General features: G+C 69.9%; 17 protein-coding genes, 1 tRNA gene and 2 pseudogenes. 5 read left to right on the top strand and 15 right to left on the bottom strand.

The window, feature by feature from the left end; all coding sequences use genetic code 11:
* The 3 genes from TU30_RS02460 to TU30_RS02450 all read right to left on the bottom strand — a co-directional run bounded on the left by TU30_RS02460 (position 1) and on the right by TU30_RS02450 (position 3290).
* Positions 1-849, bottom strand: a complete 849-nt coding sequence (locus tag TU30_RS02460; RefSeq protein ID WP_234307752.1) for a DUF6039 family protein — start codon at positions 847-849, stop codon at positions 1-3.
* A gap of 156 nt (positions 850-1005) precedes the next feature.
* A complete protein-coding gene (locus TU30_RS02455; protein WP_042163769.1) occupies positions 1006-2580 on the bottom strand; it encodes an MDR family MFS transporter in 1575 nt (524 codons plus the stop codon).
* Positions 2581-2894: 314 nt separating this feature from the next.
* Positions 2895-3290: a VOC family protein gene (locus TU30_RS02450; RefSeq protein WP_042163766.1), complete on the bottom strand. Its 396-nt coding sequence runs from the start codon at positions 3288-3290 to the stop codon at positions 2895-2897.
* A 180-nt stretch (positions 3291-3470) separates the two neighbouring features.
* Here TU30_RS02450 and TU30_RS02445 point away from each other — a divergent pair, with 180 nt between their 5' ends.
* Positions 3471-4295: a transposase family protein gene (locus TU30_RS02445; protein ID WP_042163764.1), complete on the top strand. Its 825-nt coding sequence runs from the start codon at positions 3471-3473 to the stop codon at positions 4293-4295.
* Positions 4296-4372: 77 nt separating this feature from the next.
* Here the strand turns inward: TU30_RS02445 and TU30_RS02440 are convergent, their stop codons facing one another.
* From TU30_RS02440 to TU30_RS02425, 4 genes are all read right to left on the bottom strand, one after another.
* On the bottom strand, positions 4373-10348 hold the full coding sequence (locus TU30_RS02440) for an SDR family NAD(P)-dependent oxidoreductase (RefSeq protein WP_158719291.1): 5976 nt from the start codon (positions 10346-10348) through the stop codon (positions 4373-4375).
* Positions 10349-10417: 69 nt separating this feature from the next.
* On the bottom strand, positions 10418-11290 hold the full coding sequence (locus TU30_RS02435) for an ACP S-malonyltransferase (RefSeq protein ID WP_052479724.1): 873 nt from the start codon (positions 11288-11290) through the stop codon (positions 10418-10420).
* Positions 11291-11293: 3 nt separating this feature from the next.
* The gene (locus TU30_RS02430) at positions 11294-12061 is read right to left on the bottom strand and encodes an enoyl-CoA hydratase/isomerase family protein (protein WP_042163967.1); all 768 of its coding nucleotides are present in this window, start codon (positions 12059-12061) and stop codon (positions 11294-11296) included.
* Complete coding sequence (locus tag TU30_RS02425; RefSeq protein WP_042163761.1) at positions 12061-13290, bottom strand: hydroxymethylglutaryl-CoA synthase family protein; 1230 nt, start codon at positions 13288-13290, stop codon at positions 12061-12063. The genes TU30_RS02430 and TU30_RS02425 overlap by 1 nt, the downstream gene beginning before the upstream one ends.
* Before the next feature lie 261 nt (positions 13291-13551).
* Here TU30_RS02425 and TU30_RS32800 point away from each other — a divergent pair, with 261 nt between their 5' ends.
* From TU30_RS32800 to TU30_RS02410, 3 genes are all read left to right on the top strand, one after another.
* The gene (locus TU30_RS32800) at positions 13552-14286 is read left to right on the top strand and encodes a 4'-phosphopantetheinyl transferase superfamily protein (protein ID WP_052479723.1); all 735 of its coding nucleotides are present in this window, start codon (positions 13552-13554) and stop codon (positions 14284-14286) included.
* Positions 14287-14340: 54 nt separating this feature from the next.
* Positions 14341-14910: a YdeI family protein gene (locus tag TU30_RS02415; RefSeq protein WP_042163759.1), complete on the top strand. Its 570-nt coding sequence runs from the start codon at positions 14341-14343 to the stop codon at positions 14908-14910.
* A gap of 77 nt (positions 14911-14987) precedes the next feature.
* On the top strand, positions 14988-15701 hold the full coding sequence (locus TU30_RS02410) for a Crp/Fnr family transcriptional regulator (protein WP_052479722.1): 714 nt from the start codon (positions 14988-14990) through the stop codon (positions 15699-15701).
* A 210-nt stretch (positions 15702-15911) separates the two neighbouring features.
* On the opposite strand, the pseudogene TU30_RS02405 reads toward TU30_RS02410, so the two are convergent.
* The 4 genes and pseudogenes from TU30_RS02405 to TU30_RS32790 form a co-directional block, all read right to left on the bottom strand.
* Positions 15912-16876 (bottom strand): annotated as a pseudogene (locus TU30_RS02405) (transposase).
* Positions 16877-16960: 84 nt separating this feature from the next.
* Positions 16961-18186: pseudogene (locus TU30_RS02400) on the bottom strand (IS110 family transposase).
* A gap of 301 nt (positions 18187-18487) precedes the next feature.
* Positions 18488-19192, bottom strand: a complete 705-nt coding sequence (locus tag TU30_RS33435) for a transposase (protein ID WP_267889321.1) — start codon at positions 19190-19192, stop codon at positions 18488-18490.
* 63 nt (positions 19193-19255) lie between these two features.
* Positions 19256-19612: a hypothetical protein gene (locus tag TU30_RS32790; protein ID WP_158719290.1), complete on the bottom strand. Its 357-nt coding sequence runs from the start codon at positions 19610-19612 to the stop codon at positions 19256-19258.
* Positions 19613-19728: 116 nt separating this feature from the next.
* On the opposite strand from TU30_RS32790, the gene TU30_RS02390 reads away from it, so the two are divergent.
* The gene (locus TU30_RS02390) at positions 19729-20244 is read left to right on the top strand and encodes a hypothetical protein (protein ID WP_042163757.1); all 516 of its coding nucleotides are present in this window, start codon (positions 19729-19731) and stop codon (positions 20242-20244) included.
* Positions 20245-20338: 94 nt separating this feature from the next.
* Here TU30_RS02390 and TU30_RS02385 read toward each other — a convergent pair whose 3' ends face one another.
* The 4 genes from TU30_RS02385 to TU30_RS02370 all read right to left on the bottom strand — a co-directional run bounded on the left by TU30_RS02385 (position 20339) and on the right by TU30_RS02370 (position 24656).
* Complete coding sequence (locus TU30_RS02385; protein ID WP_042163755.1) at positions 20339-21103, bottom strand: hypothetical protein; 765 nt, start codon at positions 21101-21103, stop codon at positions 20339-20341.
* Between the two features lie 452 nt (positions 21104-21555).
* A tRNA-Thr gene (locus TU30_RS02380) sits at positions 21556-21632 on the bottom strand.
* 118 nt (positions 21633-21750) lie between these two features.
* Complete coding sequence (locus tag TU30_RS02375) at positions 21751-23334, bottom strand: alpha/beta hydrolase (RefSeq protein ID WP_042163753.1); 1584 nt, start codon at positions 23332-23334, stop codon at positions 21751-21753.
* Between the two features lie 116 nt (positions 23335-23450).
* Positions 23451-24656, bottom strand: a complete 1206-nt coding sequence (locus TU30_RS02370) for a DNA polymerase III subunit delta' (RefSeq protein ID WP_042163751.1) — start codon at positions 24654-24656, stop codon at positions 23451-23453.
* Positions 24657-24777: the final 121 nt, after the last annotated feature.

Below are 24777 nucleotides of genomic sequence, written 5' to 3'. Positions count from 1 at the left end.
TCAGAGCTGTCGGGGAACGAGGAGGGTGTCGGTGACGCCGCCGGGAACGAAGGCGTCTGCACCGGTGCCGCCGCCCTTCTCCGGGGCGATCATCTGGCGCTCCAGCAGCTTGCGGAACTCCGGGTCGCGGTACGGCAGGTTGCGCAGTTCCTCCCACGCCTCGTACGAGGAGAGGTGGATCAACTGGTGCAGCCGGTCCATCGCGCCGAAGGTCTCCTCATACAGGTACGCGGTGACCTTGCCCCGCAGGTGCTCGTTGACGTAGCTCTGCCAGGCGAAGGCGTAGTACCGCGCCTCCTTGCGGGTGGGGTACCGGGCGTAGGCGACGCGGTGCACCATCAGTGGGGCGTTGGCGGAGTTGAGCTGCTCCTCCGGGGGCACCGACGTCTGCCGCCAGGCCTCGGGCACCCAGGCCTCGTGGGCCTCGTCCTCGCCGTAGTCGAGTCCGTGCTGGGGCACCAGGATCTGCTCGGTGATGCTGCCCTGCACCACGGCGTTGCCCCAGCTGCCGAAGCCGCGGTCGTCGGCGACCACGTCGTCCTCGAGCAGGATTTTGGTGGTCTCGTCGTGGTCGACCATCTCCAGGCTGGCCGCGTAGTCGGCCGGGCTCTTCATGTTGATGAACCAGTGGTGTTTGGCCTGGTCGCCGAACGCCTTCTGGAAGAAGAAGAACGTCATGCCGTTGAGGTCGGCCTTGTTCATATGCTTGAGCACTTCGGAAACGAAATTGATTCCCTCTTGCTCATGGCCCGGCTTGAAATGGGCGTAACGCGAGATGATGAAACCCGCATTTCCAGAGTGCAGCAGTTCACTTTCGGGGCGGTCTACCTGGTGGCTGGCCGGCTTCATAACGTCGTTCACCACGACCTCAATTCCTCGTCGGCTTTGTCGTGCCGACACTAGGAGGAAGGGCGGTAGCGGCGACGCACAGTTTTGCGCGTACGCCGAGAACAGTCGTCGACTGTTCTCGGCGTACGCGCACGGGGCAGGCCGACTCGTTCCGGATCAGCGCTGCTCTTCCCCGGCCACCGGCTGCTCGGCCGTGGCGTCCTCCTCCGTCGCCTCGGCCGGGGGTGTCTCGGGCATGAGGAGACCCAGTACGAGCGCGAGGACGGCGAACGGAACCACGGTGAGGAACACGGTGGCGAGCGCCTCGCCGTACGCGCCGACGACGAGGTCCCGTTGCGGCTGGGCGAGGTTTCGGATGCTCTCGACGCTGCCCAGGGACTCCTCATCCGGGGCACCGCCGGTGGAGCCGCTCGCGTCGCTCAGCAGCGCGACGAACCGGCTGTTGAGGACGGCCCCCAACAGCGCCACGCCGACCGCCGACCCGAGCCGCTGGAAGAAGCTGATTGCGGCGGTGGCCGTACCGATGTCCGCGGGGTCCACGACACCCTGGACGGCGGTGATGATCGGCTGGAGCGCGAAGCCCGCGCCGACGCCGAAGACCAGGCCGAGCAGGATGATCAGCCAGCTCGGTGTGTCCGCGTCGATGAAGCCGAGGGGGAGCAGCGTGACCACCAGGAGGGCGGCACCGAGCACGGGGAAGATCCGGAAGCGGCCGGTGGCGCTCATCCGGTTGCCGGCGTAGATCGACCCGAAGCCGACGCCGATCATGGTCGGCACGACGGCCAGCCCGGCGACGAAGGGAGACAGACCCTTCACCGCCTGGAAGTACACGGGCAGGAAGACGACGCCGGTGAACAGTGCCAGACCGGCGATGAGGCTGTACGCCGAGCCGAGGGAGAACAGCCGGAGGCGGAACAGCACCATCGGCACCACGGGTTCGGCGGCGCGCCGCTCCACGAGGACCAGGGCGAGGGTCAGCACAACGGAGGCGGCCACCAGTCCCAGCGACAGCGGGTCGGCCCAGCCTCGCTCGCCGCCGGCCCAGCTCAGGTACAGGAGCAGCGGGGTGGTGGCGGCGATGACGAGGGTGGCACCGAGGTAGTCCACCGTGTGGCTGCGCCGTTCCATGGGGATGCGCAGGGCCGAGGCCGTGACGAACAGCGAGAGCAGTCCCAGCGGCACGTTGATCAGGAAGATCCACCGCCAGCCGATCGCGTCCACCAGACCGCCGCCGACGAGCGGGCCGGCCAGGGTGGCGATGCCGAAGACCCCGGCCACCATGCCCTGGTAGCGGCCCCGGTCGCGGCTCGGCACGACATCGGCGATCACGGACAGCGCGAGGGCGTAGAGCGCGCCGGCCCCGAGGCCCTGCACCGCGCGGGCGGCGATCAGTTGGGTGATCTCCTGGGCGATACCGCACAGCGCGGATCCCACGATGAAGACACTGGTCGCCACGATGAACACGATGCGGCGGCCGAACTGGTCGGACACCTTGCCCCAGACCGGGGTGCTCGCCATCGACGTCAGCAGGTAGGCGGTGATGACCCAGGCGAGGTTCTCCAGCCCGCCCACGTCACTGACGATGCTGGGTAACGCGGTGCTGACCACCGTCTGATCCAGCGCGGAGAGCAGCAGACCGGTCATCACACCGATGAGGGCCCGGTTGATCTGCCGTTGGCTCAGCTGGGGCCCGGCCGAATCCTGTGGGGCCTGTGATTCTGATGTTGTCATGGGCAGTCAGGGGCTTGGTCCCCAAGGGTCCTGGACCCCGTCCCCCTTTCCGTTCCGCGCGTGCGGGTTTTCCGCAAACGGCTTACCGACGATCTTTGACATTGTCTCTCTGTCACGGACGGAAGGCCCAAAGGCCGTCCACCGCAAGCGGCTTGAGGATCTCCGCACCGGCGCGGGACATTACCGTTCCCGCAGACGGCTTGTCAGGGCTACATGGGCAATCCGGCCCTGTCCGCCGAGGGATGTCTCAATGAGGTCTTCTCGGCAACGTAACGGTTGCGGTGTGTGATGGGGTGCGGGTGCCCGCTCGCGGCCTAGGTCTGCGGTGCCAGGGTGCGTAGGACGTCGAACTCGTTGCCCTCGGGGTCTGCCATGACTACCCAGTTTCGGTCTGACCCCTGGCCCACATCCGTCTTGGTGGCGCCGAGGCCGAGCAATCTGGTCACCTCGTCCTCGGTGCTGCCGTCGATTGGACTGACGTCGAGGTGAAGCCGGTTCTTCACGGTCTTGCCCTCGGGCACCTGTATGAAGAGCAGGGTGGGCGGCATCTGACGGGCCCGAACATCCTCGACGGCCGGCACCCAGGAGCCGATCTCGACCTTGCCCTCGCTCCGGTCGATCACCTTGAAGTCCAGGACCTCGCACCAGAAGGCCGCGAGCCTCTCAGGATCGTGGCAGTCAACGGCCAACTCAGTGAACCTACTTGTCATGACTCTCCCCAGGCAGTGCGGAGGGTTCAGAGTATTGGCCAGGCCTCCCGTCCGACAGATCCGCGATCTTCCTGGCTGGCGAGCCATCAGACGGGCTTGACCTGGCATCAGATACGCGAGAAGCCCCTGGCAGGAACAGGTCTGCGCAGATCACGTTCCGGAACCCAGAGGCTTCACGCGTTGACCAGTATCACCTACACCGCAACACTCGACGTCGGCAGGGAGACCGCCGAGGCTCTCGCCCAACTCTTGCGCCTGCACCGCGAACGGCTCGGCACCCGCAGGCGGACCCGCGCTCTGGGCGTCTTCAAGCAGGGTGTCCTGGTGCTGCGGTGGTTCGTCGACGGGACCCGGCTGGCCCAACTCGCCCGGGACAACGGGGTTTCGGTGCCCACCGCGTACCGCTGCTTGCACGAAGGGCTGACCGTGCTCGCCGACCACGCCCCGGATCTGTCCACCGCGCTGGAACGGGCGGCGGCCGCCGGCTACACCCATCTCAACCTGGACGGCACCGTCATCCGTACTGACCGCGTCGCCGCCCCCGGCCCCAAAGGCGCCGACCTCTGGTGGTCCGGGAAGCACAAGCACCACGGCGGCAACGTCCAGGTCATCTCCGCCCCCGACGGCTGGCCGATCTGGGTCTCCCCGGTCCGCCCCGGCCGCGAGCACGACACCACCTGTGCCCGTACCCACGGCCTCGTCGACGCCCTCAACCGGCTCGCATCCACCCTGGACATTCCCACCCTGACCGACCTCGGCTACGAGAACGCCGGCGACGGCTTCCGCCACCCGGTCAAGAAGCCCAAGGGCAGCGAACTCGATGACGAGCGGCAGGCGTTCAACTCGGTCATCCGAGGCGTCCACGCGGTCGCCGAGCGGGCCAACGCCCTGCTCAAGGTCACCTTCAAGGCCCTGCGCCGGGTCAGCCTCGACCCCAGCGGCATCACCCGAATCGCCCGAGCCGCCCTCGTCCTGCTCCAGCTGGAACACGGCCGCACCGTCTGACCGAAGATCACGAACCGTCACGAAACGTTACCGAGAAAGATTCAATACGTTCACCCCTGGGCCATCCATGGGGGCGCTCACCGAAACGCCAGGCGCAGGGCGGGCTTCTCCGCCGGCACCGAGAGCGCCCCGTCCACCCGCTCCAGCCACAGCCGCCGCCGCTCGAACGCGATTGGCGGCCTGCTCCGGCGGCGCGGGCCGGCCGCCGCGAGCGCTTCCGGCGGCGTCTGCGCCACCACGACGTGGGCGTTGGTCCCACCGAAGCCGAAAGAGCTGACCCCGGCCACCCGGGGGCGGCCGGGCAGCGGCCAGTCCTGCGCCGTGTGGGCCAGGACGAACGGTGATCCGGCCAGCGACAGGCGGGGGTTGGGGCTTTCGCAGTGAAGCGTCGGCGGTACGACACCGTGCTCGACCGCGAGGAGTGCCTTGAGCAGCCCTACCGCACCGGCCGCGTGCAGCAGGTGGCCCACGTTGGTCTTGACCGAACCGAGGAGGCACGGCCCGGGGCGCGGCGACGTGTCCTCGTCGAAGACCGTGCGCAGGGACCGGAACTCCAGCGGGTCGCCGATCGCCGTGCCGGTGCCGTGCGCCTCGATCATGCCGACCTCTCCGGGCGAGCGCCCGGCGTCGCGCAGCGCCCGGCGCACGGCGGCTGCCTGCGCGGCCGGGTTCGGCGTGGTCAGCCCCATGGTCCGGCCGTCGTTGGTGACCGCCGAGCCCTCGATGACGCCGCGCACCGGATCTCCGTCGCGCAGGGCGGCGTGCAGCGGCTTGAGCAGCAGCACCACACTGCCCTCACCGGGCACGAACCCGTCGGCACGCCGGTCGAACGCGGCGCACCGGCCGGTCGGCGACAGCGCGCCCGCCGCGGAGAACTCCAGGAACGGCTCCTCGTCGAGCAGCACGCTGCTACCGCCCGCGAGGGCCATCTCGGTCTCCCCGCTGCGCAGACTCTGGCAGGCCAGGTGGATCGCCACCAGGGACGACGAACAGGCGCTGTCCACCACCAGGTGGGGGCCGCGCAGGTCGAAGTGCTGGCCGACGTGGGAGGCGACGAAGTTGGGGTCGGACTCGGGCACCTCGGCGCGGATCTCCCCGCGCGCGGCGTACCCGGAGCCGCGTGCGCCGGCGAACACGCCGACGTCATGGCCGGCGAGTTCGGGCCCCTCCAGACCGGCGTCGCGCAGGCAGTCGGCGGTGCTCTCCAGGAACAGCCGGATGACCGGGTCGAGGTACTGGGCCTGGACGTCGGTCAGGCCGAAGTGGCCCGGGTCGAACTCCTCGATGCCCTCGACGAAACCGCCCCACTTGCCGACGGTGTGACCGGTCCGCGCGGTGGGCCGGTGGAACCTGGACACGTCCCAGCGCTCTGGCGGCGCCTCGGCGACGGCCAGGTGTCCGGCTCTCAGGTTGCGCCAGAAGGTCGCGACGTCCGGTGCGCCGGGCAGCCGGCAAGCCATGCCGATCACGGCGACGGCGTCCCGGTCCCGCGGTGTACGCCGGACTGGCTCCGGTTCGGTGTCCCGGGCCCTCGGCACTGCGATGGGGTGCGGCGACTGCCGTACGGCATCATCCACACGCGGCTCCGGGTGCGGGTCCTGCTCCTGCTCCTGCAACGGCTCGTCGGTCGGAGCCTGTTCGCGCGCGCCTACCGGCTGCGACGGCACCAGGGCGTCCAACCGGTCCGCCAGGGTCCGCAGCGTGCTGTACTCCAGCAGGAGTGCCGGGTCCAGCGGCCGGCCCACGTGCTGTTCGATCGCATCGAGGAGTTCGCCGAGCATCACCGACTCCACTCCCAGTTCGGCGAACTCCACGGTCGGGTCGAAGTCGTCGGCGGGGATGCCGACCACGCGCGCGAAGATGTCGCACAGCCAGGCGGGTACGGGACGACGGCCGTCCAGCCACGCTGCCGGGGCGGACGGAGGCAACGGTTCGGGTGACGCGGCGGGCGGCGGCGCGGCGGGCTCGGTGGAGGGCAGCCTGATCAGGTCGGCGGGGTCCGCACCGCGCAGCGCGCGCAGGGCGACCACGGGTCCGCCGGTGCCGGACGTGATGATCCGGTCGAGGACGTGCAGCGCCTCGTCGTCCCCGGCCGCGTCCAGGCCGAACCGTTCGCCGGGGTTGTCGGCGCCCGGCCGGGCCCCGCTGTCGCGCCACATCGGCCAGGCCACCGAGTGCACCCAGGGGGTGTCCGCCGCCAGGCGCTCCGCGAAGTCGTCCACGAAGCTGTTGGCCGCCGCGTACTCCAGTACCCCGGCGGCCACCGGCGGCACCACCGCGGCCAGTGAGGAGAAGGCCACCAGGAAGTCGGGCCGGTCGGGCAGGCACAGCTGATAAAGGATCTCCAGCCCGTCGGCCTTGGGCTCGAACACCCGCTGGATGTCGCTCGGTGTGCGCCCGGCGAAGGGGCCCACGGCGGGAGTCACGGCGGCGCAGTGCACCGCTCCGCGCACCGGTCCGCTGTCCTCCCGTACCCGGTCGAGGAAGTCCTCCAGCCCTGGGCGGTCCAGCAGGGATCCGCGGTGTACGTGCACTCGTGCTCCGGCGGTTTCCAGCGCGCGCACGGTCCCCACGGCGGCGCGCGCCCTGGCGCTCAGCTCCGGGTCGTCCCAGCGGACCGCCGGGGGCAGCGACCGGGCGCCGAGCAGGGCGAGATGGCGGACGCCGCGTGCGACCAGGTGCCGGGCGACGCGGGCGCCTATGCCGCGGGTGGCACCCGTGAGCAGATAGGTCCCGTAGTGGTCCAACCGGGGCGCCGGGAGGCGGGGGCCGGTCAGCGGGGTCAGCGTCGGCAGGTGGCGCACGCCGCGCCGGTGGACGACTTCGCCGTACGCGTTGCCGGTGAGCGCCGACAGCAGTTCGGCGGCCTGGGCACCTGGGTCCCGGTCGGTGTCGTCGAGGTCGACGGTGATGCCGGTGAGGTGGCCGGTCTCGGCACCGAGGAGGCGGACGACGCCGGCCATCCGGGCCCCGGCACACCCGCTCTGTGCCCCGCCGACCGCACGTCGCCCGCGGGTTGCGTGCACCACGTGCGTCGGTGTGGTGCGCCCGGCCGCACGGCGCCCGGCGCCGGCCGCGATCAGCCGCTGGAGCAGCGCCAGACGCACCTGCCATGGGCCGGCGCCGCCAGGGGTACGGCCGATGTCGGCGAGGTCGACAACGGCGGCCAGATCGGGATGCGCCGCGAGGGCCCGGTCCGCTAGGTCCGCGCCCGAGGAGCCGGTGAGGGTTCCGTGCGCCTCACCGTCGCCGGTGTCCTCCCTTATCAGGTGGACCCGGTCGGCGCCGACCCGCGCCACGAGGGCATCGGCCAGGTCGCGGCTGCCCTTGCCGTACACGCACAGCAGGCTGCCCGGCAGGGCGCCGGGTGCGCCCACCGGACCGGCCGGATGCCAGGTCTTGCGGTACAGCGGCAACTCTCCGGAGGGGTCGGGCTCGGGCGGTGCGGGCGCGGCGGCGGGCTCGGGCAGCCAGCAGCGGGTACGGGCGAACGGGTACGCGGGCAGCGTCACGACACGGGGCCGACGTCCGGTCGGCCGTTCCGGGACGACGGGCTGTCCGGCGATCCACCGACGGGCGAGTTCGTCCGGTGCTCCACCGCGGACCGGCTCGCCCGGCGCTCGGCCCGACGGCACCCGGCCACGCAGCAGCGCGGTGGCGTCACCGTCCAGGTGACGTCTCAGCCTGTCGGCGAGTTCGCCGGTGTCGGAGACCACCACGGCCGCGCGCTCCCGCAGGTGGTGGCGCCCCTCGGCGAGGGTGTAGGCCAGGTCGGCCAGGTCGGTGTCCGGCTGCTCGCGCAGGTGCGCCAGCAGTCGCGAGATGACCTCGCGGAGGCGGTCCTCGTCGTAGGCGGACAGCATGATCACCGTCGGCGCCGGCGGAGCGGGGGCAGACGGGACGTCAGGGGCCAGGTGTGCGGGCGGTTCTTCCAGGATGACGTGGGCGAGAGTACCGCCGGCGCCGAACGAGCTGACTCCGGCCCGGCGTAGCGTCCCGTCCTGGGTGGCCCACGGCTCCAGTGACCGCTGGACCCGCAACGGGGATTCGGCCCAGTCGATGTCCGGGTTGAGCTCGTCGGCGTGCAGGGACGGCACCAGGGTGCGGTGCGTGAACTGGAGCACCACCTTGGCGATGCCGGCCAGGCCGGCCGACGCCTCGGCGTGTCCGATGTTGGACTTCACCGAGCCGATCGGCAGAGCCCCTTGGCCGAGTGCGTCACGTGTGAAGACCCGGTGCAGTCCGTCGGCCTCGATCGGGTCGCCCAGCGCGGTTCCCGCGCCGTGCGCCTCCAGGTACCCGATGTCCCGCGGGGCCAGCCCGGCATCGGCGAGGGCCTGCCGTACGACCTCGGCCTGCGAGGCAGGACTCGGCACGATCCAGCCGTTCGTCCGCCCCGCGTTGACCACGGCGGTGCCCGCCACCACGGCGTGTACCCGATCCCCGGCCGCCTCGGCGGCAGACAGGGGCTTGAGCAGCAGGGCGCCGACCGCCTCGGCGGGAACCATGCCGTCACCGCCCCGGCCGAAGCTGCGGCACAGCTGGTCACTGGACGCACCGCCCAACCGGTCGATCTGGCGGAACTTGTTGGGGTGCAGCGAGAGGTTCGTCGCGGCGACCACGGCGGCCTCGCACTCGCCGGCGCGTATCGCGCGGGCGGCCAGATGCAGCGCCACCAAGGAGGCCGAGCACATGGTGTCCACGGTCATGCTCGGTCCGTGCAGGTCAAAGGCGTACGAGACCCGGTTGGCGATGCCTGCCACGGTGGAGCCGCTGTCCGCGGCCACACCGAGCAGGCTCTGCTCGACTCCGAAGTACGGGTACTCGTTGTACATGGAACCGACGTAGACCCCGACCCGGGAGCCGTGGTCGGTGCGCAGGCGCCCGGCCGGGTAGCCGGCGTCGTCCAGGGCCTCCCAGACGGCCTCCAGGCAGAGCCGCTCCTGGGGATCCATCAGCTCGGCGTGGCGGGGGGTGATGCCGAACAGCAGCGGGTCGAACCGGTCCACTTCTGCGAGGTAACCGCCGTGCATCAGGGAGGCGGGCCAGCCCGGCCGGAGCCGGTCGGCAGGCACCGGGCCGACGGTGCAGGTCCCGCTCTGCAGCCGCTCCCAGAACTCCGCCAGGGACGCTGCGCCGGGGAACCGCCCGGACATTCCTACGATGGCCAGCGGCTCCGCACCGACACGTCGACGCGTGCCGGGGGGCGCGGGCGTTGGGGCGCGATCGGCTGCGGGGGTGTGGTCCGCTGCGGAGACCGCGTGGGCGGGGGGCCGGGCTTCGTCAGCCAGAGAGGCAGAGGGGCCGGTCGTGCCGGGCGGGCCGCTGTGCCGGGTGGCCAGGACGGCGGCGATGTCGGCGAGGGTCCCGTACTTGAAGAACAGTGTCCGGCTCCGTTCCCTCAGATCGTTCTCCAGCCGGGTGTTGAGCCGTGTGATCAGGAAGGAGCTGAGACCCAGTTCCTCCAGCGCGGCGTGGGGGTGCACTTCCTCGACGGCCAGTCCGGCGGTCTCGGCGAACACCCGGCAGAGGTAGGCGCTCGCCCAGCCTCCGTCGGCAGGCGCCGGAGGCCCGGGGGGAGCAGCGGCACTGTCCTGGCCGCCCGTGCCGGTGGCACTGCCGGAATCGTCGAACGGGTAGGACGGCAACGCCACCCGGCGGCCCGGCGCCGTCCACAGGCGGCGCCAGTCGACGTCCTGTCCGGCCAGCCAGGCCGCCAGCGCCTCCTGCTCGTCGGCGACCACCGTCGCCCGGGCGGTGTACGGCGGGACGACGTGCACCACGGAGCGCCGCACCGCCGCCGACGACCGCGCGTGCACCACGTCGTCCAGTGCTGCCCGCAACTGCGCGACGGTGCGGCAGAGTACGGCGAGACGGTGGCCGAGCGGCACCCGCCCGACCTGGCTGGTGAACGCCATGTCGGCGGGATCAAGATCCTGTTCGCCGTCCGCCGCGTCGTCGAGGAAGTCCCGGTAGAGGCGGGCGAGGCGCACCAGCCGCTCCTCGTCGGCCGCCGAGAGGAGGACCATCTGTACCTTCTCGTTGTGCGCCACGCTCACCCCTGTCGTCCGGTGGTAGCTGTTCCGGGGCGCACGCTATAAGCGCACCGGCGCGCGCCACGCTCACTCCTGAGCGTCCCGGGGAGCCACACGTGTGGCGTCCGGCGCCGTGCAGGCGGTCCACAGCCGGGGCAGCAGTCCGCCGGCACCGGCTTGGCGGAGTTCCGTGACTCCGGCGGCGTGGAGATAGGTCATGCTGGCGGACCAGTGGACGGGCCGGTACAGGTGCTGAGCGAGCAGCTCGGCCAGCCGCGCAGGGCTGTGTGGACGGGCCGTCACATTGGAGATCACCGGGATGCGCGGGGCGGCGAACGTCACCTCGGCGAGGATCTCGGCGAACCCGGCAGCCGCGCCTGCCATGTAGCGGGAGTGACCGGGGTTGGGTGCGTCGATGAGTGTCGCCTTGGCCGTGCCGCCACTGCGCAGGACCGTGCCGAGCGCGCGCAGGGAACCGGTCGGACCGGCCAACACGGTCTGGTCCGGGGCATTGAGATTGGCGATGTCGAGATCGGCGAAGCCTTCGGCCGCCATCACCCCCGTCAGCTCGCCCACGCCGATGCCGGTGACCGCCAGCATCCCGCCGGGAACCGGGCACTGCGAGATCAGCCGGGCCCGGGCCAGGACGAGGCGCAGTCCGGTGGCGAAGTCGACCGACCCGGCGTGGCAGAGTGCGGTCAGTTCGCCCATGCTGTGCCCGACCAGGTAGTCAGGTCGTGGCAGATCGAGCGCGGCGAGGCGGGTGAGGACGAAGAGCGTCGGCTGTACGCAGGTGAGGTGCCGCCAGGGGCTGTCGGGCTCGGCGGTGAGCACGGCGCGCAGTGGGTGGCCAAGGATCTGTTCGGCCTGCGCGGCCAGGTCGGGGTACCGATCGAGCAGATCGGCACCGGTCTGACCGCGCAGCGCGCCTTGCCCGGGAAAGGCGAGCGCAGTTGGCACGGGTCACACCTCCCAGGGCATCCGCTGGTGGCGCACGTAGTTGTCGATCCTGGCGCGCACCGCCGGCGAACCCAGCAGTCCGGCGAACACCTCTCCGGCGTGGGCGCGCGCGGTGTCCGGGATCGGGGACAGGCTCGCGCAGTACGTCTTGGCCGCGCCGATGGTCGCCCGGTCCAGCTTGCCGACCCGGCCGAGCAGCCTGCGCAGTTGCTGTCCGTGCGCGCCCTCCAGCACGTCGACAAGTCCGAAGGTCCGCGCGTCGGCCGCCATGACCGGCGCCGTGGACAGGGTCATGGCGTAGGCCCGCTGGAAACCGGTACGGCGCACCAGGAACGGCAGGATGTTGCAGGGCAGCAGCCCCCAGAGTGCCTCAGGCAGTGCGAAGGAGCTGCGCTCGGTGGCGACCACCAGGTCGCAGGCCGCGGCCAGGCCCACGCCGCCACCCAGGGCCTGGCCGTCGATCGCCGCCATCACGGTCACGGGGATGTCGGTGAGCCGGTGCAGCAGGTCGAAGAACTCGCCGCCGCCTAGGGAGTCCCCCTCGGTGGACACCGATGCGAGGTCCATGCCCGTGCACAGTGTGCCGCCGCTGCCCGAGAGGACCACGGCCCGGGTCTGCGGGTCTGCGGCGGCCGTTTCCAAGGCGTCACGCAGCAGCCGGACGTCGTCGGCGGTGAGGCTGTTCTGCCGGTGCGGACGGTTGATGACGAGGCGGGTGACCGGTCCGTCGCGGTCGACGAGTACGGCGGGTCCGGTGGGGTGAAGGGTCATCAGGTCCACCCGTACTTGCGGTGGTAGCCCTCGATCCGGTCCAGCACCAGCAGCCCGCGCCCTGCGAAGTCCTCGCCGAGCTCCCCGTACGCGTCGAGGTCGAAGTGGGCGTCCCGGACCCCGAACTGTGCGCGGTCGCCCTCGGCGGCGACCTTGTCGTACTCGCCGACGGTGAGCGGCCGCCGGTCGGCCAGGGCCTCTTCGACTCCCAAGGCGGCGAGGTCGTCCACGGCCCGGGGGTGCACGACGCCGCTGAAGAACTCCGAGGCGCAGCCGGAACCGTAGGAGAACAGGCCGATGCGCCGGGGCTGCGGGAAGCTGCCGTGCCGGAGCAGGGAGCACAGGGCCAGATAGAGCGAGGCGGAGAAGATGTTGCCGACCTCGGCGCCGTACCGCTGGGACGGGCGGACCCGCTGTTCGTAGTCGGCGTCCACCTCGTGCTGGCCCGCCTGCCGTTGCTGGCGCAGCAGCCGCCGGTGGGCGCCGCGCACCATGCCGACGAAAGGAGTGTGGAAGGCCAGGTAGGCGAAGTTGTCGACGATGTCGGCGCCGTCGACCCGCTCGTGGTAGGCCTCGAACGCCTTCTGCAGGCATTCCAGGTAGGCCAGCATGGACACGTCCTGGTTGACCACGTCGATGCCGGGGCCGGGGCGGAAGGTGTCCATCACTTCGAAGGTGTGGCAGCCGCTCGCGCCGAGGTCGATCTCCAGCGCGGTGGCCCCGCGCCCGACCAGCATGGCGACGGCGCCGGCGCCCTCGGCGCCCTCCCACTGTTCGCCGAGCGCGGGCACCCCGGCGGAGTCGGCGGCGACGACCAAGGCGAGCGCGTCGTCGAACGGGCTGGCGTGCACCATGCCCACGGCGGTGTGCAGTGCCGCGGTGCCGCCGTAGCAGGCCTGTTTGACCTCGAAGGAGCGGCAGCGGGAGCCGAGTCCGAGGTAGTGGTGCACATAGGTGCTGATCGACTTGCCCAGGTCGACGCCGGATTCGGTGGCCACCACGACTGCCTCGATCCGGTCGCGTTCCGCCGGGGTGAGGCGCCGGACCAGCGGCTGGGCCGCGTTGACCGCGTTGGTCACCGCGTCCTCGAACGGCATGTTGACCGACTTGCGGCTCATCATGAGGTTGCCGAAGCGGCTCATGTCGTGGCCCCGCGACTCATACAGCGTCCTGATGTCGACGCAGCTCCGCCCCACGTACGGATGAAGGGCCTTGATTCCGACGCCCATGCCGCTCTCCCGTCTGCCGGAGCGCACCGGCGTCCGTCTGACCGGCGCCGATCATGCCCCCGCCGACCGAGCGATGACTGCGCACTATTGCGCAGTCGACTGAACCTCCGGGAGCTCAGACTGTGCGAACGGACGGGGGCAAAAATCGCTCTTATCCCCTTGCGTGCACGTACTGCGGCTTCCTGGCGGAGCCGAGGACGAGTACCCACGGGTTCGAGACGCTCCGGCATGGCCGCGAGGTAGTGAGGAGGTGCGCGGGCGATGGGGTACCCGGAAACGGTGGCGCACGTGTGGTGCCGGCCGGTGGCCGACGACGCGGCAGCCCGCGACGGCGTGCGCCCCACTGACGTCGAGTGGACCCTGAGCGACGGCGAACTGGCCCGTCGGGACACCTTGCGCCGTGCCCAGGACCGTGCGCTGTACACCGCCGCGTGGGGCCTGGTGCGACAGTCTCTCAGCGCGGCCGAGCCCCAGGTGCGCCCGGACGAGTGGCGGTTCCTGCGCTCGAGCCTCGGCCGTCCCGAGGTGCACCACCCGGCCCGCGCCCGCTCTTTGAGGTTCAATCTGTCCCACACGGAGGGAATGGTGGCGTGCGTGGTGACCCGCGACGCACGCTGCGGTGTGGATGTGGAGCGCCCCGGCCGGGTGCTGCCGCTGCACCGGCTCACCCGCTCGGTGCTGTCCGCACGCGAGCAGCGCGAGTTCGGCCTGGCTCCCCCGGGCCGGCGCCAGGAACTGTTCTTCCGCTACTGGACCCTGAAAGAGGCGTATCTCAAGGCGATCGGGACCGGGATACGGTTCCCGATGACCGCCTGCGAGTTCGATGTCGGAATGGGCAGGCCGGTCCTGCGCTCCCTCGCCGCCGGCCCCCAGCATGCCGGGTACACCTTCCGGCAATGGCCGGTTCAGCACGGTGGTCTCCTCGCTGTCGCGGTACAGGGCGATCCCGGGCGCACACGGGAGGACGACGTCGCAGTCCGCGTGCACCTGCCATAAATCCGTGACGGACATATCCCCCCCCCCCTCACGCACTTCTGATTGGATCGAGGGATGAGCGAACCGATCATCTTTTTCGAGGACCAGACGCAGTGGGAACAGTGGCTGGAGGAGCACCACGGGAGCGCGTCCGGAGTATGGGTCAAGATCGCCAAGAATGCCACCGGCATTCCGAGCGTCACCTACGCAGAAGCGCTCGACTGCGCCATCTGCTTCGGATGGATCGACAGCCAGCGGGACAAGGTCGACGACCAGTACTGGCAGCAACGCTTCACTCCTCGTACCAAGAAGAGCCCCTGGTCTCAGGCCAACCGGGAGCGGGTGGAGCGACTGGCCGCCGCGGGCGCAATCCGGCCTGCCGGTCAGCGGGAGATCGACGCCGCAAAGGCCGACGGACGCTGGGAGGCGGCGTACGCCTCCCAGAGCAAGATGACCGTGCCGGACGACTTCGAAGCGGCACTCCGCGAGGAGCCCGCGGCGGCGGAGTTCTTCGCGACTCTGGACAGCAAGAACCGCTACGCCATTCTGTACCGAATCCAAAGCGCCAAAAAGACCGAAACGCGCGTCAAACGAATTGAAAAATTCGTCACAATGATGTCGAACAAGGAGAAGATCTACTCTTGACAATGCTCGTGGTGGAGGCTTGACCAAGCCTCCACCACGAGCCGCACTGTACAGAAAATAACTCACGGGGAGTTTTCATGCAGCGTGTTCAGTTTGACAAGTCCGCCCTACATTTACACCTGCTGCAGAACAGAGAAATCTACAAGATATCGTTGACCCCGATCACTCTGGAGCGGGGCTACAACCTTTACACCTGCGGCGAGACCATCGATGACCTCTTCCTCATCATCCATGGCGGCATCAAACTGACCACCAGCGCGCACAGCGGAAAGGAATGCATCCTGGACATATGTCGGCGCGGCGACATCCTGGGCGCACTCTCGCTGATTCCATCCGTGCACGAAGAGTCCGCCACTGCCATACTGGACAGCCGTGTACTGCGTATTAACCGCCGGGACTTCGTACGCAGCCTGTGCAGCGACCTCGACCTCTTCCAGGACTGGAGCCAGCATCTGGCCCAGCGCATCCGCGAGCGTGAAAGCATGATCAAGCACCTGGTCACCATGAAGTGCGAGTACCGGCTCGCGGCAATCCTGCTGAACTTGTCCGACCGCTTTGCCGAGCAGGACTCCCAGTGGCAGCATATCGACGCCCGGATCACCCACGACGAACTGGCCGCCATGGTGGGGACGACCCGGTCTCGGATAGGTTTCTTCCTCAAGAACTTCAACGGCCTCGGTCTCGTCAGACGCTTGCCGGACGGCACACTGCTCGTCGATTCCGCCTCTATTTCGGATTTCCTCGCCACGGACCCGAACGAAGGAGAACCAGTACTCCGGCACTCGGCATAATCGTCCTCGCCGGCTCCACTGGAAGCAACGGCCATTAACCTCGATCGTTCATGAGGGTCCGTCAGCTTGCTGACGGACCCTTTGTGGTGACTGCTGGTGGGGTTTTTCGGAGTCTGGGCAGGTTGAGCGCCCGACTGTCGCGTCGGGTGTGCGCCGGGTTCCACGGCTCCGGTCGGGGTGGTGCTGCTCGCAGGGACGGAACGCTGCTGGTCAGCCGGGGTGCGGGAGGGCGTGGAGCCGGTCCAGGGCATAGGTGATCACGTCGGTCCAGGGCCAGTGCGTGGCGAGGCGGAGGTAGCGGCGGCGGCCGGTGGTGACGAGCTGAGCGGCGGTGGAGAACAGCCGGAGCCGCAGGCGGCGGGGCTCCCATAGCCGGGCGGTGCCGGTCAGGGCGAGCAGGGGCATCCAGGCGAGCAGGTCAAGGGCGATCTGGACGATCTCCAGCCAGATCTGGTTCAGTGCGGCGTCGTGGAGGGGGAGGTTGCGCAGGCCGGTGGCGCGGGCGGCGCGGATGCGGTCCTCGGCCCGGGCCCGCTGCCGGTGGCGCAGTTCGAGGGTGGCGATCGCCTCGTCGGCGGTGTTGGTGGCGAAGCAGGTAAGGCGCATGCCGTCGGCGTCGGTGAAGCGCAGTTGGGCCGTGGTCGACGAACCCCATCAACGGGTGGTGGCCGAACGTCTTCCTCCAGGTCGCGGCGGCGTCCTGTTTCTCGGAGTGGGCCAGGACGAGGACGCCGTCGATGTCCACGATCACCTGCCCGCCGGCGTCCGGTGCTGTGTCACCAGCCAACCGCCATACCTATTTCGCGTACTTCGGCGCGGGCGGTGCGCAGCGCGGCCAGGACCCGATGTCCGCCCGACGCCAGTTTGCTGATCAGCCGGGAGACCGTGGGGTCGGAGGCCACCGGCCCGAACACGGCCGGCTCGGCCCGCAGCATCCCGACATCGGCCAGGCAGTCCCCGCCCAGCGCCACCGCGAGCGCGACATCCAGCAGGATCTTGCCCGGATCGTGCACCGCCCGCGGCTTGCGCCCCGGCATAAGCGCCGCCGATATCGCCGCATCCAGACCGGTCTTGCGGACCGTCTCGACCAAGAGCACCGCACCGGCCTGCGAGACGACTCCGCGACCGCCGGCCTCGACGCGGACACGCGGGTAGGACCCGATACGCTTCTTCACCTGGAAAGTGCCTCCGGCGGTGGCGGGAACAAGGACCTCAGCAATCCTCATTCTCGCTGGTCAGACACCCCATGTCGTTTGCCGTCAAGCGGCATGGAGATGCGCGTGGTGCGACCAGGCGGTTGCTTCGTCGTAGAGGGTTCGGCCCTTGAGGCATCCGTGGAGGATGCCTACGAGCCGGTTGCCGAGCTGGCGAAGGGCGGGGTTGTAGTCGACGTCGCGGGCACGTTGCTTGTCGTAGTAGCGGCGGGCTCCAGGGGAGGCGTTCAGGGCGGAGAACGCATGGGCTTGCAGCGCGTCGGCGAGGCGATTGTTGCGGACGTAGCGGGCCTGGACGGTGCGGCTTTTGCCGGAGGCCCGGGTGATCGGGCTGGTGCCAGCGTAGTTCTTCCGCGCCTTGGCGGATGCGTAGCGGGTGGGGTCGTCCCCGAACTCGGCGAGCACCCGGGCGCCGGTGATGGCGCCGATGCCGGGCATCGAGAGGTAGATCTCAGCGTCCGGGTGCGCGAAAAAATGCGCCTTCACCTGCCCTTCCAGCTCGGCTATCTGCTCATTCAGGGTGATCAGCAGCCGTGCGTGCGCCGTGACGGTGGACGCGTAGGCGGCCGTGACCGGCTCGGCAGGGCGAGGTGCTGCTCCCGCAGTGCGGCCTGGATCGTGGCTGCCTTCGCGGTCCGGTTATGGCGGCGATGCCGTGCCAGGAAGGCGGTGATCTGCGTGCGGGTCAGCTTCGCCGCGGCCTGCGGTGTCGGTGCCTTGACCAGCAGCTCCATCGCATCCGTGCTGGTCAGCGAAAGATCGGCGTAGGCGTTGAGGGCGGCGGGGAAGTACTCACGCAGCGCGGAACGCAGCCGCTGGAAGGTGCGGGTGCGCTCCCAGATCAGACTCTGGTGGGCGCGGGCGACGACCTTGACCGCCTGGGCCTGTTCGGTGTCCCCGGCGATCGGCCGCAGCTGGTCGCGGTCGATGCGAACCATGTCGGCGAGCGCGTGGGCGTCGCCCTTGTCGCTCTTGGCGCCCGAGGTGCCGTACCGCTCCTTGAACCGGGCGGCCTGCTTCGGGTTCACCGCATAGACCTGGTAGCCGGTGGCGAGCAGGGCTTGCACCCACGGGCCACGGTCGGTCTCGATGCTCACCACCACCTGGCCGGCATCGAGGATGTCACCTCCGTGCTTCGCAACAAGTTCGTGGAGTTTGACGATGCCTTCCACACCCTCGGGCAGTCTGGCGGTTGCCAGCTTCCTGCCGGTTGCGTCTTGGACCTCGATGTCGTGGTGGTCCTCGGCCCAGTCGTCGCCGATGAACAGCAACTTGCTCTCCTGGTCAGGTACTTCGCTTGCTGGTGCAGCCTGCGGAAGACTCGCGCGCTCCCTAATGGATCCAGTGCTCACGCCATGCTCGGCGGGCACGCCACCCCATCAGCGGTCTGGCCTTCCGGCCGACCAGCAGGGGCACGGTCTGACCACAGAACTCGAACGGTTCCGAGGCACATAGTGCTCGCCTGCTGGCGGCTACGGCACCGAGTCTCTCCCGGACCCGGCAGCTCCCATTAGAGGCACTTTCTGCTTTCCTGATCACCAGCCGGACAGCCCTCCTCGGGAAAGCGCGAGGTTAACCTGGTGCAGCCGAGTTCCCTGAGCCTGGATGGTTCCGGTCCGTGCCCTGGCGTGGAAGACAGAGGCGAGATGGCCGCTGGCGCGAGTGAGGTTGTAGGTGGCGGCCCGAGCCAACCAGGTGGCGTGCGCGGTGAACCTCCCCGAGGGCAGACGGCCGAGCGTGGAGTCCCCGGCTCGGCGAAGGCCTGTTCGACACGACGTGTCCGCGATGCACCGGCTCGACCTGGCCGAGGGTAAAGCGCCTGTCGGTGAAGATGACGTGGTAGCGCCAGACGCCGAACAGTTCGGCCTGGCCTTCGGGGACGTTTTTGGGGTTGAGACGTTTCACGCGTCGCACGATGAGCCGGGCCATGGTGTGGGAACGCAGTGAAGGGGATCTGGCGAGCTCCGCGTCGGAGACCCAGCGTCCCTCCTCATCGTCCCAGATGGCGTCGGTGTACTCGATCGGCGCCCAGGCGTCCTCGGCGATGTTCCCGATGGCCTCGCGGATCGTCTTCTTGACCGTAACCGCCAGAGAGAAGGGGACGCCGGCCGTGCGGCAGGCGTCGACGACCTTGTGGGAGAAGTACACGGAGTCGGCGCGGACGATGATCTGCGCGGTGATGCCCATCGCCCGCACCGTGGCCAGGGCCTCACGCAGCAGACTCGCAGCTCCCTTGCCGGAGCCTGCCGAGCCCTTGCGCAGTCTGGCGGCGACGATGACTGGCGCGCAGGTGGATGTCTTGACGGTGACGATCTGGAAGTGCGGGCCGCGGGCCTTGGCCTAGCCGAAGGAGGCGCCCTGCTTGGCCGGCCCGTAGACCTGCTTGACGTTGGAGTCGATGTCGACGAACACCACCTCGTCCGTTTTCGGCACCAGGTCGGTGTGCGCGGCCAGGTTGCAGGTGAACGCCCGTGTGGCGGACTGGAGTTGGCGCACATGTCCCCAGGTGAAGGTGCGCAGGAAGTTGCCCAGCGTGGATGGAGCTCGCACCCGGCCGAACAGGCGGGACAGGCCACCGCGGCGCCGGACATCCGGGTCGTCGATGCTGTCCGCGCCGACGACCAGCCCGGCCACGACGGACAACTCCTTCGCGGCCGTGCCCGCGCCGAAGAACTTGATCACCGAGGTCGCGATCACGTTGCTCAATAGTGAGTATTGAGTTGACCATGTCACTCCTAGGCTGCGCGAGGAACAACGACTACGTGAGGGTGCCGCTTCGATGCGCTGCGGCATTCTCGGCAGAGGAGTGTGTCATGCGCGCAATCGGCAGGACTGCGGCAGGCCTTACGATGACCGGCGCAGTACTGGGTCTGGTCACGGGAATCGGGGCTGGTACCGCGATGGCCGACACGGTGTCCACCACATACTCATGTGCCGCCGGCGGCCAGACATTGGAGGTCACGGAGAAGATCACCATCACTGCTCCGGCGACGGCCAACACGGGCGACACGGTGACGCTTCAGGTCGCCGTCGAGCATGGGACCAAGACCACGGGGACCGTTCCCGCTAAATCTGTCACCGCTCAGATGGTGGTCGCCGTGGGAGGTGCCGGATCGGGAGCCGTCACGGCAACTGGACTGACGAATCCTGAGGAGATTCCGCAGGGGACCGTCCCTGTCCTTTCGGGTGGGACCGCGCAGGTGAGCCTCTCGGCGCCTGGGGATGTGACCTTCACACCGTCGGAGCTGACGGTGGACAACGGCGGTCTCAAAGCCACGTGCTCACCGATCGGTTCCGTGGCGGCAGCTGCCACGACGCACGTCTCTTGAGGTCGTTCCGGCACACCAAGTGACATGCGGCCCGCAGGCGACGTGCCTGCGGGCCGCACGCCCTCACCTGCTCGACGTAGGGGTGTGCCAACCCTTAACGGGCCAGACCCGTTGATATTAGACACTCCCGTTCCCGTGGCAGGTAGCCGGCCTGGGTCAGGGTGACGCCCTCACCGATCTGTTCCAGCAACCACCGCAGCGGCTCAGCTGTGTCCACAGGTGCCGCAGCCGACTCCTCCATGACAGGCAGGACGGCTGCGAGCAGGGCGCGGCGCTCAGCCGGGGGAGCCGCGGCCCACAACTCGCGCCGTTCGCGGCGGACGGCCTCCAGCAGGGCGCGGCCCTCGAACACGGGCTGCGCAGTGGCGAGCCAGTGCTGGACGAACCGTCGGCGCGCGGCCGGGAACGTACGCGCGTCCAGGTCGAGCTCGCCCTCGTCCAGAGCCTGCTCCAGTCGCCGTTCGAAGCTGGCACGGGCCAGCGCTTCCCGGGTGCCCATGACCTGCCCCCAGCTCAGCTCGGGTACGTCCGGCGGGGTCGTGGGCGAGGCGGCCGCGGCCTTGCGGTAGGCCGCGAAGCCCGCCTCCTCGGAACACTGCCAGGCCGCCAGCACCTGGGCGGTGGTCCCGCTCGTGCACACCGCGGCGGCCCGAACGCGGCCGACTCCGGTCAGCAGGTCGGCCAGGACGGCGACAGCCCGCCGCTGCTCAGGGGTGTCCGCGTGCCACTTGCGAGGCAGCTCATACCAGCAGAACCGTTCGACCTCAGCCGCCGAGAGCGCGACGAGCGGGTCACCGTCGGGCACCAGCCAACCCAGCAGGCGCTGTGTCATCGCCTCGTCCGCCACCAACGCTGTCACCTCCGCCGCACTCCGGCCTGCCTGCCGATCCTCCCACGGATGGAGGTCCCGTCCGTGGGCGACGCTGCGGCGGGAAACCTCACCAGTGACGTCGCCCCTCGGCAGCCAGGGTTTCCCCAGCCTGTCGGAACAGCACAAGCCCTACGCCGCCGACCACCCTTCCCAAGGCACCCGAAACCCTCGGCTCCCCCAGGGGCGGCGAGGCGGTTCTGACAAGCCGTCACGCACGCTTGTCCACCGACTGTCCACCGGAGCATTGCCTGCATGGCCAGCCGAAGGGCTCAATGCACCAAAACCGCAGGTCAAAGCCTCTTCGCGGCTCGTTAGCGACAGAGAGCGAACCTGCGACCAACGCATTGCGATGCACAGACCACAAGTGTCCGATCTACCCGAATGCCAAGGTCAATCAAAAGAAAAAACCCCAGGTCATAGGCCTGACCTGGGGTTCACCATGGAGCCGCCTTCGGGATTCGAACCCGAGACCTACGCATTACGAGTGCGTTGCTCTGGCCATCTGAGCTAAGGCGGCGCGCTGCTGGCACCATGGTGCGATCAGCGACGACGGTAAGTCTACACAGTTTCGGATGGTGCTTCGTACCTGCCCCGGAGGCGGGCCGAGGGGCCCGCCTCCGGGGTGGGCACACCGGCTATGAGCAGCGCTTTCCGTCCGCGGGCGGGGCGCCTTCGACGAGGTAGGTGTTGATCGCGGAGTCGATGCAGTCGCTGCCCCGGCCGTAGGCGGTGTGGCCGTCGCCCTCGTACGTGAGGAGGCGGGCCGAGGTGAGCTGGCCGGCCAGGGCCTCCGCCCAGCGGTAGGGGGTCGCGGGGTCGCGGGTGGTGCCGACGACGACGATCGGGGCCGCGCCCTCGGCCTCGATGCGCTGGGGCTCACCGGTGGCGCCGACCGGCCAGTACGCGCAGTTCAGAGCGGCCCAGGCGAAGCCCTCACCGAAGACCGGGGACGCCTTCTCGAAGTCCGGGAGCGCCTCGCGCACCTGTTCCGGGGAGTCGAAGGCGGCCGGGAGGTCCAGGCAGTTCACGGCGGCGTTGGCGAACATCAGGTTGGAGTACTCGCCGTCGGCGTCGCGTTCGTAGTAGCTGTCGGCCAGGGCGAGGAGCCCGGCACCGTCGTTCTCCTTCGTCGCCGCCGTCAGGGCCTTGCGCAGGAGTGGCCAGGCGCCCTCGTCGTACATCGCGGCGATCACGCCGATGGTGGCCAGCGACTCGGTGAGCTCACGGCCGTCGGCGTCACCGGTGGGGACCGGCTGGGCGTCGGCCTTGCCGAAGAACTCCTTCAGGTGGGCGCCGGCCTCCTCGGGGCCGGTGTTCCGGTCACCGAGCGGGCAGTCGCTCCGCCGCACGCAGTCCTTCGCGAAGGCCGTGAACGCCGTGTCGAAGCCCGCCGTCTGCTCGATGTTGAGCTGCCGTGCCGACAGGGACGGGTCCAGGGCGCCGTCCAGCACCAAACGGCCCGTCCGGTCCGGGAAGAGCCCCGCGTACGTCGCCCCGAGGAAGGTGCCGTAGGAGGCTCCGACGAAGTTCAGCTTCTCGTCGCCCAGTACCTCCCGCACGATGTCCATGTCCCGGGCCGCTTCGACGGTGGACACGTGGCGCAGCAGCTTCGGCGCGTCCGTCGCGCAGCCCTCGGCGAACTTCCGGTACGCGCCGACCAGCGCGTCCGTCTCCCTCTCGCCGTCCGGTGTGAAGTCCGTCCGCGTGTGCGCGTCCATCCCGGGGCCGTCCAGGCATTCGACGGGCTCGCTGCGGGCCACGCCGCGCGGGTCCACGGCCACCATGTCGTAACGGGCGCGCACCTCCTCCGGGTAGCCGATGCCGGCGTACGCCTGGAGGTAGCCGATCGCCGAGCCGCCCGGCCCGCCCGGGTTGACCAGCAGGGATCCCAGCCGCTCCCCCGGGCCCGTGGCCTTCTTGCGGGACACGGCGAGGCGGATGTCACCGGCCGACGGGTCTGCGTAGTCGAGCGGGGCCTTCAGCGTGGCGCACTGGAAGCCGGGCGCACCGCAGTCGCGCCAGGCCGGCTCCTGCTCGTAGTACGGCGCGAGCGCCCCGGGCGTGGAGCGGGGCAGGGCGGCCAGCACCGCCGCCCCCTTCGCCGCGGAACTCGTGGTGGTCGTCGTGCTCCCGGAGGAGCAGCCGGAGACCAGGAGCGCGGCGGCGGCGAGCAGCGTGGCTCCGGTACGGGTCCTGCGGGGGGTGCGCCATGTGTGCATGCAGCGAGCGTAACTCTGCGCGACGCGACGAGTGCGCTGTGCGCGTGTCGTGCCTCGTGCGAGTCACGGGTTATGGGGTTGGGGGGGGTGAGGGTGAGGGGGTTCCGGTGGGCTGATCAGCCTGCTCTGAGGGCCATCGTCATCGCCTCCACCGCCAGGAGCGGGGCCACGTTGCGGTCGAGGGCGTCGCGGCAGGCGGCGATGGCCTCGATGCGGCGGAGTGTGGATTCGGGCGAGTTGCCCCGGGCCAGGCGCTCCAGGGTGTCCTCGGCATCCGCGTTGGCGAGGGCGATGCGGGAGCCGAGCTGCAGGGCGAGGACGTCGCGGTAGAAGCTGGTGAGGTCGGTCAGGGCCACGTCGAGGCTGTCCCGCTGGGTACGGGTTCTGCGGCGCTTCTGCATGTCCTCCAGATCCTTGACCACGCCCGCGGTGCCGCGCGGCAGCCGGCCGCCCGGCGTCGCGCCGAGTGCCGCCTTCAGCTCGTCGGTCTCCTTGGTGTCCGTCTGCTCCGCCATCTGCTTGGCGTCCTCGGCGGCGGCGTCCACGAGTTCCTGGGCCGCCTTGAGCGCGCCCCCGATGTCCTCGACACGCAGCGGCAGCTTCAGTACGGCGGCGCGGCGCTCCCGGGCCGCCGGGTCGGTGGCCAGCCGGCGGGCCCGGTCGACGTGCCCCTGGGTGGCACGGGCCACGGCCGCGGCGATGTCCGGATCGATGCCCTCGCGTCGTACGAGCAGGTCGGCGACGGCGTCCACGGAGGGTGTGGTCAGGTTGAGGTGGCGGCAACGGGAGCGGATCGTCGGCAGGACGTCCTCGACGGAGGGGGCGCAGAGCAGCCAGACCGTGCGGGACGCGGGCTCCTCGACGGCCTTGAGGACGGCGTTGGCGGAACTCTCGTTCAGCCGCTCGGCATCCTCGACGAGGATCACCTGCCAGCGGCCGTTCGCCGGTGCGGTGAACGACTTGCGGACGGTGTCACGCATGTCCGACACCCGGATCACCGCACCGACGGCGGCGATCGTGCTCACGTCGGCGTGGGTGCCGACCAGGGCGGTGTGGCAGCCGTCGCAGAATCCGCAGCCCGGGGAGCCGCCGAGCGCGCGGTCGGGGCTCACGCACTGCAGCGCGGCGGCGAAGGCGCGCGCCGCCTGGTTGCGCCCCGCGCCGGGCGGGCCGGTGAACAGCCACGCATGCGTCATCTTCGACGCCTCCGGTGGCGGGGCGTCGGCCGCCGCGGCCGTGACGAGGGCGTCGGCGTCCCGCGCGGCGGCGGCGAGCTGGTCGCTCACCCGGTGCTGCCCGACGAGGTCGTCCCACACGGTCACGGGTCTCTCCGCCCTTCCGTCACATCCGTCATGGCCGTCATTGCTCACTGAATCCATTGGCCGGATCCAGTGACCGAATCCATTGTGGGGGTGACCACCGACAGTTCCGGACCAGCGACGG

It is taken from the genome of Streptomyces sp. NBRC 110035 (assembly GCF_000829695.1).
GTDB lineage: Bacteria > Actinomycetota > Actinomycetes > Streptomycetales > Streptomycetaceae > Streptomyces.
This window is presented reverse-complemented; position numbering and strand designations above follow the sequence as displayed.

Excerpts from the sequence above, each read along its gene's own strand:
- TU30_RS02460 (WP_234307752.1), bottom strand. The coding sequence starts at position 849 with ATGAAGCCGGCCAGCCACCAGGTAGACCGCCCCGAAAGTGAACTGCTG.
- TU30_RS02455 (WP_042163769.1), bottom strand. The coding sequence starts at position 2,580 with ATGACAACATCAGAATCACAGGCCCCACAGGATTCGGCCGGGCCCCAG.
- TU30_RS02450 (WP_042163766.1), bottom strand. The coding sequence starts at position 3,290 with ATGACAAGTAGGTTCACTGAGTTGGCCGTTGACTGCCACGATCCTGAG.
- TU30_RS02430 (WP_042163967.1), bottom strand. The coding sequence starts at position 12,061 with ATGACCCTTCACCCCACCGGACCCGCCGTACTCGTCGACCGCGACGGA.
- TU30_RS02425 (WP_042163761.1), bottom strand. The coding sequence starts at position 13,290 with ATGGGCGTCGGAATCAAGGCCCTTCATCCGTACGTGGGGCGGAGCTGC.
- TU30_RS32800 (WP_052479723.1), top strand. The coding sequence starts at position 13,552 with ATGGGGTACCCGGAAACGGTGGCGCACGTGTGGTGCCGGCCGGTGGCC.
- TU30_RS02415 (WP_042163759.1), top strand. The coding sequence starts at position 14,341 with ATGAGCGAACCGATCATCTTTTTCGAGGACCAGACGCAGTGGGAACAG.
- TU30_RS02410 (WP_052479722.1), top strand. The coding sequence starts at position 14,988 with ATGCAGCGTGTTCAGTTTGACAAGTCCGCCCTACATTTACACCTGCTG.
- TU30_RS02390 (WP_042163757.1), top strand. The coding sequence starts at position 19,729 with ATGCGCGCAATCGGCAGGACTGCGGCAGGCCTTACGATGACCGGCGCA.
- TU30_RS02375 (WP_042163753.1), bottom strand. The coding sequence starts at position 23,334 with ATGCACACATGGCGCACCCCCCGCAGGACCCGTACCGGAGCCACGCTG.